The 15,676-nt window shown below is 60.5% G+C and carries 17 protein-coding genes; 16 read left to right on the forward strand and 1 reads right to left on the reverse strand.

The window, feature by feature from the left end; translation table 11 throughout:
- Positions 1 to 242 precede the first annotated feature (242 nt).
- From ABH944_RS42330 to ABH944_RS42405, 16 genes are all read left to right on the forward strand, one after another.
- Positions 243 to 893 carry a glucose-6-phosphate isomerase gene (locus ABH944_RS42330; RefSeq protein WP_404615029.1) on the forward strand — a complete coding sequence of 217 codons (651 nt, stop codon included), beginning with the start codon at positions 243 to 245 and terminating at the stop codon, positions 891 to 893.
- A complete protein-coding gene (locus tag ABH944_RS42335; protein ID WP_404615031.1) occupies positions 890 to 1,861 on the forward strand; it encodes a shikimate dehydrogenase family protein in 972 nt (323 codons plus the stop codon). The genes ABH944_RS42330 and ABH944_RS42335 overlap by 4 nt, the downstream gene beginning before the upstream one ends.
- Positions 1,862 to 1,871: 10 nt before the next feature.
- On the forward strand, positions 1,872 to 2,645 hold the full coding sequence (locus tag ABH944_RS42340) for an SDR family NAD(P)-dependent oxidoreductase (protein ID WP_404615033.1): 774 nt from the start codon (positions 1,872 to 1,874) through the stop codon (positions 2,643 to 2,645).
- Entirely contained in the window at positions 2,632 to 3,528 is an 897-nt protein-coding gene (locus ABH944_RS42345; protein WP_404615035.1) for an MBL fold metallo-hydrolase, read from the forward strand. Before ABH944_RS42340 ends, ABH944_RS42345 begins: the two co-directional genes overlap by 14 nt.
- 451 nt (positions 3,529 to 3,979) lie before the next feature.
- Positions 3,980 to 4,417: a DUF29 domain-containing protein gene (locus tag ABH944_RS42350; protein WP_404615037.1), complete on the forward strand. Its 438-nt coding sequence runs from the start codon at positions 3,980 to 3,982 to the stop codon at positions 4,415 to 4,417.
- A 1,013-nt stretch (positions 4,418 to 5,430) separates the two neighbouring features.
- Positions 5,431 to 6,474 carry an LLM class flavin-dependent oxidoreductase gene (locus ABH944_RS42355; RefSeq protein ID WP_404615039.1) on the forward strand — a complete coding sequence of 348 codons (1,044 nt, stop codon included), beginning with the start codon at positions 5,431 to 5,433 and terminating at the stop codon, positions 6,472 to 6,474.
- Between the two features lie 15 nt (positions 6,475 to 6,489).
- A complete protein-coding gene (locus ABH944_RS42360) occupies positions 6,490 to 7,962 on the forward strand; it encodes an aldehyde dehydrogenase (RefSeq protein WP_404615041.1) in 1,473 nt (490 codons plus the stop codon).
- A gap of 18 nt (positions 7,963 to 7,980) precedes the next feature.
- A complete protein-coding gene (locus ABH944_RS42365; RefSeq protein WP_031361744.1) occupies positions 7,981 to 8,295 on the forward strand; it encodes an NIPSNAP family protein in 315 nt (104 codons plus the stop codon).
- Between the two features lie 62 nt (positions 8,296 to 8,357).
- On the forward strand, positions 8,358 to 9,395 hold the full coding sequence (locus tag ABH944_RS42370; RefSeq protein WP_404615043.1) for an ABC transporter substrate-binding protein: 1,038 nt from the start codon (positions 8,358 to 8,360) through the stop codon (positions 9,393 to 9,395).
- 45 nt (positions 9,396 to 9,440) lie between these two features.
- Positions 9,441 to 10,325, forward strand: a complete 885-nt coding sequence (locus tag ABH944_RS42375) for an ABC transporter permease (protein WP_404615045.1) — start codon at positions 9,441 to 9,443, stop codon at positions 10,323 to 10,325.
- A gap of 1 nt (position 10,326) precedes the next feature.
- The gene (locus ABH944_RS42380; protein WP_404615047.1) at positions 10,327 to 11,124 is read left to right on the forward strand and encodes an ABC transporter permease; all 798 of its coding nucleotides are present in this window, start codon (positions 10,327 to 10,329) and stop codon (positions 11,122 to 11,124) included.
- The gene (locus ABH944_RS42385; RefSeq protein ID WP_404615049.1) at positions 11,121 to 12,203 is read left to right on the forward strand and encodes an ABC transporter ATP-binding protein; all 1,083 of its coding nucleotides are present in this window, start codon (positions 11,121 to 11,123) and stop codon (positions 12,201 to 12,203) included. Before ABH944_RS42380 ends, ABH944_RS42385 begins: the two co-directional genes overlap by 4 nt.
- A gap of 109 nt (positions 12,204 to 12,312) precedes the next feature.
- Complete coding sequence (locus tag ABH944_RS42390; RefSeq protein ID WP_197500446.1) at positions 12,313 to 12,996, forward strand: GntR family transcriptional regulator; 684 nt, start codon at positions 12,313 to 12,315, stop codon at positions 12,994 to 12,996.
- 197 nt (positions 12,997 to 13,193) lie between these two features.
- A complete protein-coding gene (locus tag ABH944_RS42395) occupies positions 13,194 to 13,781 on the forward strand; it encodes an amino acid synthesis family protein (protein WP_404615050.1) in 588 nt (195 codons plus the stop codon).
- A complete protein-coding gene (locus ABH944_RS42400; RefSeq protein WP_404615052.1) occupies positions 13,771 to 14,595 on the forward strand; it encodes an alpha/beta fold hydrolase in 825 nt (274 codons plus the stop codon). Before ABH944_RS42395 ends, ABH944_RS42400 begins: the two co-directional genes overlap by 11 nt.
- A gap of 66 nt (positions 14,596 to 14,661) precedes the next feature.
- Entirely contained in the window at positions 14,662 to 15,582 is a 921-nt protein-coding gene (locus tag ABH944_RS42405) for a flavin reductase (RefSeq protein ID WP_404615054.1), read from the forward strand.
- On the opposite strand, the gene ABH944_RS42410 is transcribed toward ABH944_RS42405, so the two are convergent.
- Positions 15,583 to 15,676: 4Fe-4S dicluster domain-containing protein (locus ABH944_RS42410; RefSeq protein ID WP_404613222.1), on the reverse strand; the 94-nt coding region annotated here is incomplete at its 5' end.

Below are 15,676 nucleotides of genomic sequence, written 5' to 3' on the forward strand. Positions count from 1 at the left end.
CATATCTTGCGTGTGGCAAAACGTTAGTGGGAATAACGTTGTGTCTGCACATCATGAACGATAGTATAGCTATCATTAAACGGAAATACACGGATTGTGTTTCGGGGAAAACCCCCGTGTTTTGAGTTTTAATTAAAGTTATCATTATTAAAACTAACGTTTAGCCTTCGATAAAGCTCATTGATTACTCCACTGGGGTTCATCAAGGTGAAGCGGCTTGCAATTTCAAGGAGATGGACCCGATGCAATGGCCTGAACCGCGTTCCTTCGATGTCGACTTGCAGACCGGCTTGATGACCGGCACCGACTCGCGCTACCAGAAGTTCCTGCGCGACCTGGGCGGCCTGTATGCCGATCGTGTTGCGTTCGATGTGCTCGCAGCCGCTCGCGGCGACGAGGTGGTGTATGAAGTCACCGATCACCGGCCCAACAGCAACCCGGGCGACCTGATCACCGGCGTGACCCGCATGAGCCCCGGCAAGGTGGGCGACGAGTTCTTCATGACGCGGGGCCACATTCATGCGGCTATCGACCGGCCCGAGTTGTACTTCGGGCTCAAGGGTCTGGGTGTGATGGTGATGGAGTCGCCGGCGGGCGATACGCGCGTGATCGAGATCAGGGCGAACACGGCCTGTTACGTGCCGCCGCGGTGGATTCACCGGTCAGTGAATCTTGGGCAGGAGGACTTCGTGATGCTGTTCTGTTATCCGGCGGATTCGGGTCAGGACTACGCGATCATCGAACAGTCCAACGGCATGAAGCTGCGCATTGTCGATGACGGGGCGGGTTCATGGCGCAGCGTGCCGAATCCGCACTACAAGCCACGCACGGAGGAGGAGATCGAGGCTTTGCTGGCGCGCGGTGTGATGGCCGCGGAAGGAGTATCGCGATGACGCTCTATCAACCCGCCGCGCGGCCCACGTTCTATTTCATTGGCGTGACGACCGCGCAAAGTTCGATCATGCGCGTGTTCCCGGAATGGGCGAAGCATCTTGGACTTGGCGACGTGGAAATGAAGGGTATCGATTTCCAGCCGCACGCTTCGCCCGAAGCGTACAGGCAAGCGGTCGAATTCCTCAAGCATGACCCGCTGTCGCTCGGCGCACTGGTCACCACGCACAAGATCGATTTGTACGCGGCCTGCCATGATCTCTTTGATGTGATCGATCCGGCCGCGCAGGTCATGGGTGAAACGAGCTGCCTCTCGAAGCAGGACGGAAAATTAATCTGTCATGCTAAAGATCCGATCACATCGGGTTTTGCGCTCGATGGTTTTCTCCATAAGGATCACTTCGCCACCACCGGTGCGGAAGTTTTTTCGATGGGCGCGGGTGGGTCGACTATCGCGCTGACCTGGCATCTGATGCAGAAGGAACGTGGCGCAAACCGTCCTTCGAAGGTCATTGTGTCGAATCGATCGGCGGGCAGGCTGGAAGAGATCGAACGTATCCACCGCGAACTGGAATTCGATGTTCCATGCGAATATATTGTTGCGCCGAAAGCCGAAGATAACGACGCCGTCTTGCAGCGGTTGTCGCCGGGCGCGCTGGTGATCAATGCCACCGGACTCGGAAAGGATGCACCGGGTTCGCCGTTGAGCAACGCGGCCGTGTTCCCGGAACGCGCGGTCGTGTGGGACCTGAACTATCGCGGCAAGCTGGTTTTCCTCGATCAGGCGCGGGCTCAGGAAACTGCGCGTGCGCTTCAGATAGAGGATGGCTGGACCTACTTTATCCATGGCTGGACCCGCGTGATCGCCGAAGTCTTTCATGTCGACATTCCGGTGCGCGGCCCCGAGTTCGACGAGATCAGCCGGATCGCCGCCCAGGCCGGCAAGCCAGTGCCCGCTCAACCTATATAAGGATCAATGCATGTATCTCGAGAAGTTCAAGCTGACCGGCAAAGTCGCCGTTGTCACCGGTGCAGCGCGAGGTATCGGTCTCGCCACCGCCGAGGCGCTGGCCGAAGCCGGTGCGCTGGTGGTGCTGACGGACATGAACGCCGACTTGCTGGCGAAGGCTGCCGAAACGCTGGCTTTGAAGGGCTTTCGTGTGGAGACCGAACGCTTCGATGTCACCGATCCCGGCGCTGCCCAGCGCGTCAACGACGCTGTCGTTGCGCGCCACGGCCGCGTGGATGTGCTGGTCAACAATGCGGGCATCGCGATTTCGAATCATCCGGCCGAAACCATGACCGACGAGATCTGGAACAAGGTCATCGACGTGAATCTCAACGGCGTGTTCCGGGCCTGCCGCGCGTTCGGCCGGGGCATGCTCGAGCGCGGCGCGGGCAGCATTGTGAACGTGGGGTCCATGTCGGGGTTTATCGTCAACCGGCCGCAGGAGCAGGCGAACTACAACGCGTCGAAGGCGGCGGTCCATCATCTGACGAAGTCGCTGGCAGCGGAGTGGGGCGCACGCGGCGTGCGCGTGAATGCCGTTGCGCCGACGTATATCGACACCGAGATGAATACCTATGTCTACCAGGACAAGGAGAAATTGCAGCACTGGGTTGGCGGTACGCCGATGAACCGGATGGGACGCGTTGATGAAGTGGCAGCAGTCATCCTGTTCCTGGCCAGCGATGCAGCCAGCCTGATGACCGGATCGATCGTCCTTGCCGACGGCGGTTATGTCTGCTGGTGATGTAATCACGCTGCCGGGTCTGCACGTCGAGACGTTCAATACGTCGTTGAGTGACCGGCTTCTTGATCCGTGTTCGGGGCCTCGATCCGGTGAAGTGACCTTGCATTGGTTGGGGCAAGCGGGTTTTGTGATCGAGTTCGACCGGTTCAGGATGCTGATCGATCCGTACCTGTCGGATTCGCTGGCGGAGAAATACCAGGGCACGAAGTTTCCGCACACGAGGATGATGGCGGCGCCCATCCTGCCCGACGAACTGGATAGGCTGGACCTTGTGTTGTGCACGCACCGGCATACGGATCACATGGACCCGGGTACGTTGCAGCCGCTGGCACGGAGATTCCCGCAAGCTCGCTTTGCCGTGCCCGCTGCGGTGGTTGATGAAGCGGTCAAACGATCTGGCGTTGGCATCGATCGGCTGATTGCAGTGAATGCGGGAGATCGGGCGGAAGTACTCGACAGGTGTTTCGTTTCACCGATAGCATCGGCGCATGAGACGCTGGACCGGGACTCGAATGGCAACTATCCGTGGCTCGGTTATGTGATCGATGCCGGGGGTGTTCGTTTGTATCATTCGGGCGATTGCATTCCTTACCCGGGACTTGAGGAAGCGGTCGCCGCGCATGCACCGCATGTTGCGTTGCTGCCGGTCAACGGACGCGATGCGCAGCGTAGCGGCAATGGTGTGCCGGGGAACTTCACGCTTGACGAAGCGGTAGCGTTGGCGCGTAACGGTGACGCCCGCACAATGATCGCGCATCACTATGGCTTGTTCGATTTCAACACCGTATCGAGCGATGCGATCGACCGTCGCATCGCGCTTGAGAAAGCCAATGGGTTCGAGATGTTTCGCGCGCAGCAGGGGCACGGCTGGCGTTTTCGGTAATACGCTGTAAGCAGCTATGCGTTGACCCGTCACCGCGGACCCCCGACCATAGCGACCCAGGCGCCGCACAGGCTGTGAACAGCCAAGGAAAACGGCTGAATCGGCCATTATCGGCACCCGGCCGCCCATGATATTCTTGGTGCACTTGTACACCGTCTGTATGGGCTATGAACGAAGTTCTTGATAACGGTATTGCGCTGCGCGCGCTTATCGAGAAGGCTGGTATAACGCAGGCTGACGCGCTTGCGGCCCTCAATAGGGGGCAAGCGTTCCCCATCGCGCTATCGACATGGAAAGCGTATCTCGCGGCACCAGATAGCGCGCGGCGCCGGGTTTGCCCCGACAACGTTCTCGATCACGCACGGAAGACTATCTCAAAGGCTGCGAAAGGGCGCTAACCTGGTGCGCAAGTGCACCTATAATCTACTCATTGTCTCGATACGGAACAATCATGGGAACGAGATACGAACAAGACGTGGTGGCGTGGGCCAATGAGCAAGCAGAGCTTTTGCGTGCGGGCAAACTAACCTCTATCGACGTTGAGCACATCGCAGAGGAGATTGAGGACGTGGGCAAAAGTGAGCAACGCGAGCTGGCGAGCCGCATGTCGGTCCTGTTGGCTCATCTTCTGAAGTGGCAATACCAGCCCGGGCGACGTAGCAAGAGCTGGCAGTTCACGATCCGGACACAGCGCAAAGAGGTGGCATACGTGTTGGGTGAAGCGCCGAGTTTGCGTGGCAAATTCAGTGACGAGGCATGGCTCGATATTGTCTGGTCTAAAGCTCGGAGCATAGCGAGCAACGAAACCGGCCTGGACCTCGATGCGTTTCCCGAGGTGCTGCCGTGGCAAGTCGATGACATATTGTTATCGGAGTTTTACGCTGAATAGTGGAAAAGACTACGGCGCGAACTGCGCCCCGCACGACGGCCGGTAGCCGCAAATTGGATGATGGTGATGAACACGTTTGGACGTTGGGTAACCATGTTGTCGCTTCTTGGTGCGTTGCTTTCGTTGGCAGGCTGCAACACGGTAGCCGGAGTTGGCGAGGACATTTCGGGTTCAGCGCGTACCGTTCAGCACGCCCTGTAGCACTTGATGGTTAGATCGACGGCCGCCCCGCGATTGGTCAATGTCAGGGCACATTGAACACGTTCGAAGACCTTCGACAGCAATGATGTCAAGTCGCGCGGGCGCCTCGTACGGCCGAATGCCGGGAATCGAACGCCACCAACCCTAACCGTCGACGGGCACTAACCCTCAAGCCCCTCAAGCCTCTCAAGCCTCTCAAGCCTCTCAAGCCCCTCAAGCCCCTCAAGCCCCTCAAGCAACGCACCCGCAAGCCTCGCCGGTGCCTTGCAATTTCATTCGCATTCGAGCCTGGCGGCGCACCGCCAAGGTCTGTTACCTGGCCTCCGGCTTCCCGGACCAGCAGCGCCTCCAATGCAGTCGTATAAATCGTTGCCGGTTTCCCAATAAGCATGCAGACGTCCCGCAGCAGCCCATTGCGCCGGAGATCGCGGCGAAACGGATATCGACGAACTGGAGCACCGGGTGATCCACGCGGTCTTCGGTTATCTGGAACGGTCTCGAGCGGTCTCAAGCGGCCTCAAGCGATCCATTGATCAGCGGCCAACCAATCCTTCAGCTTATTCGCCGCTGCGCCCCCCGCACAGGCGTAGACGCCAGCCGTATCGCTCTTTCAGACCTTCCCAAGCCTCGCCAAATTCATCCGTCCACGCATCTAATATTATGGAATACCATAATATTGAAATGCTTGATTTGCGACATTCGTTGGAATACCGTAATACCAGCCGCAACGTTCAAGCGGTCGACACGAAGCGGGACGCTGGGTACATCGCGCTCGCAGCAAGACGGACTGTTTTCCTGCTCATAGGCCGATCATGAAATTCTCGCTGTTTCTCCACATGGAGCGGTACGACGCGCACACGCCGCATCGGCAACTCTTCGACGAACTCACCGAACTTGTCCAGATTGCGGAGAAGGGCGGCTTCGAAACCGCGTGGGTCGGCGAGCACCACGCGATGGAATTCACGATCGCGCCGAACCCCTTCATCAACCTTTCGTACCTTGCCGCGCGCACCGAACGCATTCGTCTCGGCACCGGCACGGTGATCGCACCGTTCTGGCATCCGATCCGCCTGGCAGGCGAAGCCGGCATGGTCGATGTCGCGAGCAACGGGCGTCTCGATCTCGGCATTGCGCGCGGTGCGTACTCCTTCGAATACGAACGCCTGCTGCCGGGCCTCGATGCGTTCGGCGCGGGCGCACGGATGCGCGAACTCGTGCCGGCGTTGCGGAACCTGTTCAAGGGCGACTACGCGCACCAGGGTGAGTTCTGGTCGTGGCCGTCGACCACGCCAGTACCGCGCCCGATCCAGCAGCCCAACCCGCCGATGTGGCTCGCCGCGCGCGATCCGAATTCGCATGAGTTCGCGGTGAGGAACGGGTGCCATGTGCAGGTCACGTCGCTTGCTGCGGGTGACGGCGAAGTGGTGAACCTGATGGACCGTTTCAACGCGGCGTGCAAAGCGAACCCCGACGTGCCGCGTCCGCAGATCATGATGCTGATGCATACGTTCGTGGGCGCGAACGCCGCGGAAGTGGATGCGGCCGTCGCCGACCTGAGCCGCTTCTATTGCTATTTCAGCAAGTGGTTCAAGAACGAGCGGCCGGTGAAGCGGGGGTTCATTGAACCGCTGACGGAAGCGGATATTGCTTCGTTTCCCCAGTACACCCCCGAGCAGATTCGCAAGAACCTGGTGATCGGCCAGCCCGGCGATGTGATCGCCCGATTGAAGCAGTATGAAGAACTCGGCTTCGATCAGTACAGCTTCTGGCTCGACAGCAACATGAGCTTCGAGCGCAAGCGCCGTTCGCTGGAACTGTTTATTGCCGACGTGATGCCCGCGTTCGACGCCCGCTAAACCGGAGCACACGACATGTTGCAGACGTTCCGGCATTACATCGACGGCGGGTTCAGCGACGCTTCGCAGACCTTCGACAGTATCAATCCGGCGACCGGCGAGGTTTGGGCGAGCATGCCCGCCGCCAGCGCGGCGGATGTCGACCGGGCGGTCAGAGCAGCCGACCGCGCATTGTTCTCGCCCGAGTGGGCCAACCTGACTGCGAGCCAGCGCGGCAAGCTGCTGTACCGGCTCGCCGATCTGGTTGCCGCCAACGCGCAGGAACTGGCTGAACTGGAGACGGCCGACACCGGCAAGATCATCCGCGAGACGCGCAGCCAGATTGGTTATGTCGCCGAGTATTACCGCTATTACGCAGGCGTCGCGGACAAGATCCAGGGAGCGTACCTGCCGGTCGACAAGCCGGACATGGAAGTGTTTCTTCGACGCGAACCGGTGGGTGTCGTGGCCGGAATCGTGCCGTGGAACTCGCAACTGTTTTTGTCGGCGGTGAAGATAGGGCCCGCGCTTGCCGCAGGCTGCACGATCGTCATCAAGGCGTCGGAAGAGGGCCCTGCGCCGTTGCTCGCGTTTGCGCGCCTCATTCATGAGGCTGGCTTTCCGGCAGGCGTGGTGAACATCCTGACGGGTTTTGGCGCCGATTGCGGTCACGCGCTCACCACCCATCCGCTCGTCGCGAAAATTGCGTTCACCGGCGGCCCGGAAACGGCCCGCCATATCGTGCGGAATTCGGCTGAGAACCTTGCGGCGACGTCGCTGGAACTGGGCGGTAAATCGCCGGTGCTGGTGTTCGACGACGCCGATGTGGACAGCGTCAGCAACGCGATCATCGCGGGGATTTTCGCCGCGACGGGTCAGAGCTGCGTGGCGGGTTCGCGGCTGCTCGTGCAGCGCGGCATTCGCGAGCGGCTGCTGGCGAAACTGGTCGAGAAAGCGCGCGCAATCAAGATAGGCGATCCGCAGAACGTGGATACCGAAATGGGCCCGCTCGCTACCGCCAGACAACGTGACCACATTGAAGCGGTGCTGGCGGCAAGCCTTGCCGCGGGCGCGAAACTGCTGACCGGTGGACATCGTCCCGAAGGCATGGGCAATGGATTTTTCTTCGAGCCGACCATTGTCGAATGCGCCACGTCGGACATACCGAGTGTCGCGCAGGAACTCTTCGGCCCCGTGCTCAGCGTGATGAGTTTCGATACCGAAGAGCAAGCCATTGCGCTTGCCAACGGCACACGGTACGGACTCGCTTCAGGCGTGTTCACGCGTGACCTGACACGCGCGCACCGGCTGACGCGACGGCTTCGCGCCGGCATTGTGTGGGTGAACACCTATCGCGCTGTCTCGCCAATCGTCCCGTTCGGCGGGTACCAGTTGAGCGGGCTCGGACGCGAAGGCGGCTTCGACGCCGTGCTCGACTACACCCGTACCAAATCTGTATGGATCAGGACCTCGGACGACCCTATCGCCGATCCTTTCGTCATGCGTTGAGGACCCACACGAGCCGCCATGTACTACGAAATCCGCACTTACAAGATCCGCACGGGCGCAGTCCCGGCGTACCTGAAACTGGTTGAGGAAGAAGGCATCGCTTTACAGAAGGAGCATCTGGGAGAGCTGGTGGGTTACTTTTTCTCCGAGATCGGGCCGCTTAACCAGATCGTCCACATGTGGGCCTATACCAGCCTTGACGACCGCGAAGCACGCCGTCAGCGGCTGGCAGAAGACCCGGCGTGGCAGGCGTTCGCGCCGAAGATCCAGGCGCTGCTGGAAACCATGGAAAGCAAGATCATGAAGCCCGCTGCATTTTCACCGCTCAAATAAAACCGGCCGTCCAGGCTCAAGTCCTCTCGAAGCAAGCCGTTTCCTTTCAAGGAGCAGTTGTCATGCAGCAACCGTTAAATTTGCACGCCCTGGTGCGCGCATTGATCGTTACCGCTGTTGTTTCGGTTACCGCGCCCGTCTTCGCGGCCGCCGCGCCGATCGTCTTCGCCAGTTGGGGCGGCACGACGCAATCGGCTCAACAGAAGGAGTGGGCGGCGCCTTTCACCCAGGCATCGGGAATCCAGGTGCTGATGGACGGGCCGACCGACTACGGCAAGCTCAAGGCCATGGTCGACAGCGGCAACGTGCAATGGGACGTGGTCGACGTGGAAGGCGACTTCGCGTATGCCGCACTGCGCGACGGGCTGGTCGAGCCGATCGATTATTCGGTGGTGAACAAGAGCCAACTCGATCCGCGCTTCATGTCGCCGGGTGCGGTCGGAAGTTTCTATTATTCGTTCGTGCTGGGGTACAACAAGGCATCGTTTAAGAGCGGCGCGCCTGCCAACTACGCCGATCTCTTCGACACCAAGCGTTTTCCCGGCAAACGCACGTTCTACAAATGGTCCGCGCCCGGCGTGCTGGAAGTCGCGTTGCTTGCCGACGGCGTCGCGCCCGACAAGCTGTATCCGCTCGACCTCGATCGGGCGTTCAAGAAGCTCGACACCATCAAGAGCCAGATTGTGTGGTGGAGCGGCGGCGCTCAGTCGCAGCAGTTGATGGCATCGGGCGAAGCGCCGCTCGGCGTGTTCTGGAACGGCCGCCTGCATGCCTTGCAGCAAACCGGCGTGGATGTCGGCATATCGTGGAACCAGAACCTGACCGCCGCCGACATGCTCGTGGTGCCGAAGGGCGCGAAGCACAAGGCCGAAGCGATGAAGTTCCTCGCTACCGCAACCAGCGCGCAGGCACAGGCGAATTTCGCGGCTGAAACCGGCTACGCGCCGGTCAACCTGAAGTCGTCAGCGCTGCTGCCGGCCGATGTCGCGAAGACGCAGCCGGACCAGTACAAGGCGACGCAGATCAACCTGGACATGAAGTACTGGGCCGATCATCGCGACGAAATCGCCAAGCGCTGGTATGCGTGGCAATCGAAGTAAGGTCGACATAGAGCAATGGCCGCCGATCATCTTGAAGGAGTTGTCATGTCGAACGCAGTGAGCACGGTCGCGGAGCCTCGGGTGTCGCTACCGAAGGTGAGCGCCGGTTTCAGGAGGGCGCGGCTGGTGCTGCCGGCCCTGCTGTTGCTGATCGTGTTCTTCCTCCTGCCGGTCCTCTCCCTGTTGCTGAGGAGCGTGCTGGACCCGTCGCCCGGCCTGCAGAACTACGCGCAGTTGTTCGGCTCGACCACGTACCTGCGGGTCTTCGGTAACACCTTTTTCGTGGCCTCGGTGGTGACGGCGGTGACGCTCGTGATCGGTTTCCCGACCGCGTGGCTGCTCGCCATGGCACCGCGCTGGATCAGCAAGCTGGTGTTTGCCATCCTGCTGCTATCGATGTGGACCAACCTGCTCGCCCGCACTTTTGCCTGGATGGTCCTGCTGCAGCAGACGGGTCCGATCAACCGCTTGCTGATGTGGCTCGGCGTGATTCATGAGCCGCTGACGCTGGTCAACAACCTGACCGGCGTCACGATCGGCATGACGTACATCATGTTGCCGTTCCTTGTGATGCCGCTGCACGCCACCCTGCGCGCGATCGATCCCACCACGCTGCGTGCGGCCGCCATCTGCGGTGCGAGCCGCTGGCAGGCGTTCTGGCGCGTGCTGGTGCCCTTGGCCATGCCTGGCATTGCCAGCGGTGCATTGATGGTGTTCGTGATGGCGCTGGGGTACTTCGTCACGCCTGCGCTGCTCGGCGGTCCAGAGTACATGATGCTCGCCGAACTGATCGCGCAACTCGTGCAGCAATTGCTGAACTGGGGACTTGCGGGCGCCGCCGCCTTCGTGCTGCTGCTCGTGACGCTGTCGCTGTATGCCGTGCAACTGCGCTTTTCCGGCCGCGCGCCGGGTGCTTCGGGAGTCCACTGACATGCTGCTCGATTTCGATCGTCTCGGACCCTTGCGCTGGGCGTTGCTTGGCATTGGCGCGGCCGTGTCGCTGTTCCTGCTGCTGCCGGTGCTGTTCATTGTCGCGTTGTCGTTCGGCGATTCGCAATGGTTGCTGTTTCCGCCGCCGGGCTGGACGTGGCGCTGGTACAGCATGCTGTTTTCCGATCCGGGCTGGCTCGACTCGCTGATCACCAGCGTCGAACTGGGCGTGGTCGTGATGGTGTTGTCAGTGGTGCTGGGCCTGTTTGCTTCGCTTGCATTGACGCGCGGCACGTTTCGGGGCCGTGCGCTGCTGAAAGCGTTTTTCCTCACGCCAATGGTATTGCCCGTCGTCGTGCTTGCCGTGGCGTTGTACGGCTTTTTCCTGCGCATCGGGCTGACGGGCACGCTGGTCGGATTCGTGATCGGGCACCTGATCATTGCGTTGCCGTTCTCGATCATCGCCATCAGCAATTCGCTGGAGAGTTTCGATACCGCCCTCGAAGACGCCGCGCTGATCTGCGGCGCGAGTCCGTTCGAAGTGAAGTGGCGCGTCACGCTGCCCGCCATTCGTCTCGGCCTGTTTGCCGCCGCGATCTTCTCGTTCCTCGCGTCATGGGACGAGGTCGTGGTGTCGATCTTCATGGCGAGCCCGACGTTGCAGACGCTGCCCGTGCGCATCTGGAGCACGTTGCGGCAGGACCTGACGCCGGTGATTGCCGCGGCGTCGTCTCTGCTGGTCGGCCTGACTGTCATCCTGATGTTGCTGGGGCTTGTTCTCAAGAGAGGTAAATCGTGAGCGCACCGTTTTTGCAGATCCAACGGCTTCGTAAAACCTACGACCAGGTCGTCGCTATCGACCATGTCTCGCTCGATATCAAAAAGGGCGAGTTCATGACCTTCCTCGGGCCGTCGGGTTCGGGCAAGAGCACGACGCTGTACATTGTCGCGGGCTTTCAGTCTCCCACCGAAGGACGTGTGCTGCTCGACGGCAAGTCGCTGCTGTCGGTTGCACCGAACAAGCGCAACATCGGCATGGTGTTTCAGCGCTACACACTCTTCCCGCATCTCACGGTCGGCGAGAACGTCGCGTTCCCGTTGCGTGTGCGGCGTCTGCCCGACGCCCAGGTGAAGTCGAAGGTCGAGCAGATGCTCAAACTCGTGCACCTCGGCGATTGCCGCGACCGCATGCCGGACCAGCTGTCGGGCGGGATGCAGCAGCGTGTCGCTATTGCCCGCGCGCTCGCCTACGATCCACCAGTCCTCTTGATGGACGAACCGCTTTCCGCGCTCGACAAGAAGCTGCGCGAGGAATTGCAGACAGAACTCCGGCGCATCCACCAGCAGACCGGCGTGACAATCCTGTATGTGACCCACGACCAGGAAGAGGCACTGCGCCTGTCTGACAGGATCGCGGTGTTCAACAAGGGGCGCATCGAGCAGGTGGGCAGCGGTGAGGAGCTTTACGCGAAACCGGCGTCGCGCTTCGTCGCGAGTTTCATCGGCAACTCGAATTTCCTGCCGGTTACGCTGGCCGGCAGCAATGGCACTTCACGAGCGGTGTTTCCGAACGGCAGGCCGGTATCGGTCGGCGGTTTCGATCGCGCGTTGAATAGCGGCGACAACGGCGCGCTGATGTTGCGGCCTGAACAGATACGGATTCGCGCGCAACCGCCGGAGGCCGCGGATGGCGGTTTGCAGGTTGTCGTGCGCGATGTCACTTATCTTGGCGACACCATGCATTACGCGGTCTCCACGCCCTGGGAACAGGAGATCGCGGTACGGACATCCATCAGTTCACGCGAGCCGAGTCTCGCAATCGGTGCGCGCGCCTGGCTCGAATGGGAGAACGAGAGCGCACGGGTATTCGCAGCCTGACCAAGCGCTTGTCCCTCGGGCTCGACAGCAATACAGAACGGGTGTGCAATACTATGGGATTCCAAAAACCAGGGATTCCGGATATCAGACCGGAGACAAAAAAACCATGATCGATCAAATGCGTGTCGACCGAAGCGCACCGACGTTGCGCGAATTGACGCTGGAGAAACTGCGTGACGCCATTTCGCAGGGCTTCTATCGTCCCGGCGACCGCCTGATCGAGCGCACGCTGTGCGATCAACTGGGCGTCAGCCGGACCGTGGTGCGCGAAGTGCTGCGCCATCTGGAGACCGAAGGCCTGGTCGAGACCGTCGCGCATTCCGGGCCGATTGTCGCGCGGCTCGATCCCGAGCAGGTTCAGGAGATCTACGAAATCCGCGCGTTGCTCGAGTCCGAGGCGGCGCGTGCGTGTGCCGAGCATGCAACACCGGCGCTGGTGAAACAGCTGCGCGAAATCCGTAAGGAGATTGAAGACGCCTTCGACCAGTCGGACTTCAAGCGGGTGCTGACCTACACGGAACGCTTCTACGAAGCCATGTTCACCGGTGGCCACAAGCTGATGATGCATTCGGTGGTCAAGTCGCTGAACGCGCGCATCAACCAGTTGCGAGCCGTGACTATTGCGTCGCCGGGACGGGGCGCGGACTCGAATCGCGAGATGAACAAATTGCTGTCCGCTATCGCCAAGAAAGACGGCGATGCCGCCGCTGCCGCATCGCTCGAACACGTGCGGCGCACGGCCGGCATTGTGATGGCCACGCTTGCCGAGAGGGCTGCCGAAGCCAGCGCGTGAACGCTGTGTGACAGCGTCTCCCAGGCAATGAAGGCCGTCGGCACCGACGGCTTTTTTTTTGCCTTCAGGTTTTCAGCGTGCTCTCGTAAACCCCTCAATCGTCAAAAATTCTTGCATCCAGTAATATGGAATACCATAATATATCGACGACGCCACCTGATAAAACCACGGCGTTTTTGCCTACGGAGAAAACCCCCATGAAACTTGAGATTCGCAAGCTGGTTACTTATGTGGAAGACACCTTCATCGAAGGCGGTAAAGCGGCCGAGCGGCCGTTGAAGCTGTTCGCTGCTGCAGCCGTGTTGCGTAATCCGTGGGCGGGGCGTGGTTTCGTCGATGACCTGCGTCCCGAGATCCACGGACTTGCGCCGCAACTCGGCGAGATCCTTACCGGCGAGATTCTGCGGATTGCAGGTTCGGGCGCGGCGGTGGAGGGTTATGGGAAAGCGGCGATTGTCGGGACGTCGGGCGAGGTCGAGCATGCGTCGGCGTTGATTCACACACTGCGCTTTGGCAACAAGTTCCGTGAAGCGGTGGGTGCGAAGAGTTACCTGAGCTTCACGAATTTGCGTGGCGGTCCTAACTGTCCGGTCACCATTCCGCTCATGCACAAGGGCGACGAAGGCATGCGCTCGCATTACCTCACCATCCAGTTCTCGATCATCGATGCCCCGGGTCCGGATGAGCTCGTGATTGCGCTGGGTGCATCAATCGGCGGGCGGCCGCATCATCGTATTGGCGACCGTTATCAGGATCTGAAGGAGCTTGGGACCAATGAAGCATGAAACGGTGACTGGGCGTGGGTCGGTGAGCGGCGTGTTCGACGGCACGGCGTATAGCGTGGCGGGCGAGGGGCCGGCGCTTGTCCTGATCCACGGCGTGGGAATGAACCGCAGCGTGTGGGCGCCTCAGGTGGACGCGTTGCAGTTGTGTTTCAGGGTCGTGTCGTATGACATGCTGGGCCACGGTGGCAGCCGTTTGCCGGAGGCTTCACCCGCACTTGATGAATACGCCGGGCAGCTTGCTGCGCTGCTGGATCATTTGCAGATTGATGCAGCGCATGTAGTCGGGCACTCGATGGGTTCGCTGATCGCACTTGAGTTTGCGTTGCAATATCCGCAGCGGGTGGCGAGCGTGGTTGCGCTGAATGCGGTGTACGACCGCACACCGACGCAGCGGGCTGCCGTGATGCAGCGCGCCGCTTCGCTTGGCGGCGGCCTTGAGCAACCCAGCATTGACGCCACGGTTGCGCGCTGGTTCGACGATCCCGTGCCGGCACATCTTGAGCAGGTGGCGGAGCTTGTGCGGTCGTTGCTTGCGACGGTGAATCCGGAAGGGTATGCGCGCACCTACCGGTTGTTTGCGAGTTCGGACCAGGCGCATGTCGGCCGGTTGCCGCAGCTCACCGTGCCGGCGCTTTTCATGACCGGTGAGTGTGATCCGAATTCGAGCCCGGCCATGTCGCATTCGATGGCCGCCGCCGCGCCGCGCGGACGCGCCGAGATCATTGCGAATGAGCGGCACATGATGAATATCACTGCGCCGGCGATCGTGAACCAGCGGTTGGTGAAATTTATTCGTGAAGCGAGCGGCGCCTGAGTGTTTGACTGAATACACAAGTCGCTTCGGGTCTACGTATCAGCCGCTAATTTTAGGAGCAAAAGCATGAACGAGCCTGCCTTCGATACCGCCGAGTTTCGCCGTGCATTGGGTGCATTCGTCACGGGCGTCACCGTGGTGACGACCATTCAACCCGATGGTTCGCCGCGTGGGTTTACCGCGAACTCGTTCACGTCCGTGTCGCTTGATCCGGCGTTGATTCTGGTGTGTATCGCCAAGACTGCGTCGAGTCACCCGGTGTTTTCGGAGACACAGCGGTTTGCGGTCAGCGTGCTGGCTGAAGATCAACGGCCTGTATCGGGCGTATTCGCTTCGAAGAGCGCGGACAAGTTTGCGCAGGTTGCGTGGCATGCGCGACGCACCGGCAGTCCGGTGATGGATGGCGCAGCGGCGAGTTTCGACTGCGAGACGCATCAGGTGGTGGATGCGGGGGACCACATCATCCTGATTGGGCGCGTGGTTGATTTCACGCATACAACTGCGACACCGCTGGGTTATTGCCGTGGTGCTTATGTGGATTTCAGTTTGTCGCAGGATGCATTGGCGGCCACCGGGCAGCGTGCTCAGGTCGGTGCGATCCTTGAGCACCCCGAAGGACTTGTGCTGGTCGAGACGACGTCGGGGACGTTGCAATTACCTATTGGTACACGGCTGGAGCCCCTTGCAGACGCGGCCAGTTTGCGTGGCGTGTTGAGCGGGTATCGGTTGAATGCGAATCTTGATTTCCTGTTCGCGGTGTTCGAGGAGAAAGGGGTGACGCATATTTATTATCGCGGGCGCATTGTTGATGATGCCGCTGCGAGCGCGAATGTACGGTACGTGCCGCTGAATGCCATTCCCTGGGACAGGATTCGCGATTCCGCGGTTGAGTCCATGCTGCGTCGTTATGTGAAGGAGCGAACCGAGGACGCGTTCGGCATCTATGTGGGCGATGTCGAGAAGGGGACGGTGCAAGCGTTAGGGTGATCACATATTCGGATAATTCGGCCCGCCGCCCCCCTCCGGCGGCACCCACACAATGTTCTGCGTCGGGTCCTTGATATCGCAGGTCTTGCAGTGC

The organism is Caballeronia udeis (genome assembly GCF_044909315.1).
GTDB classification, from domain to species: domain Bacteria; phylum Pseudomonadota; class Gammaproteobacteria; order Burkholderiales; family Burkholderiaceae; genus Caballeronia; species Caballeronia udeis_A.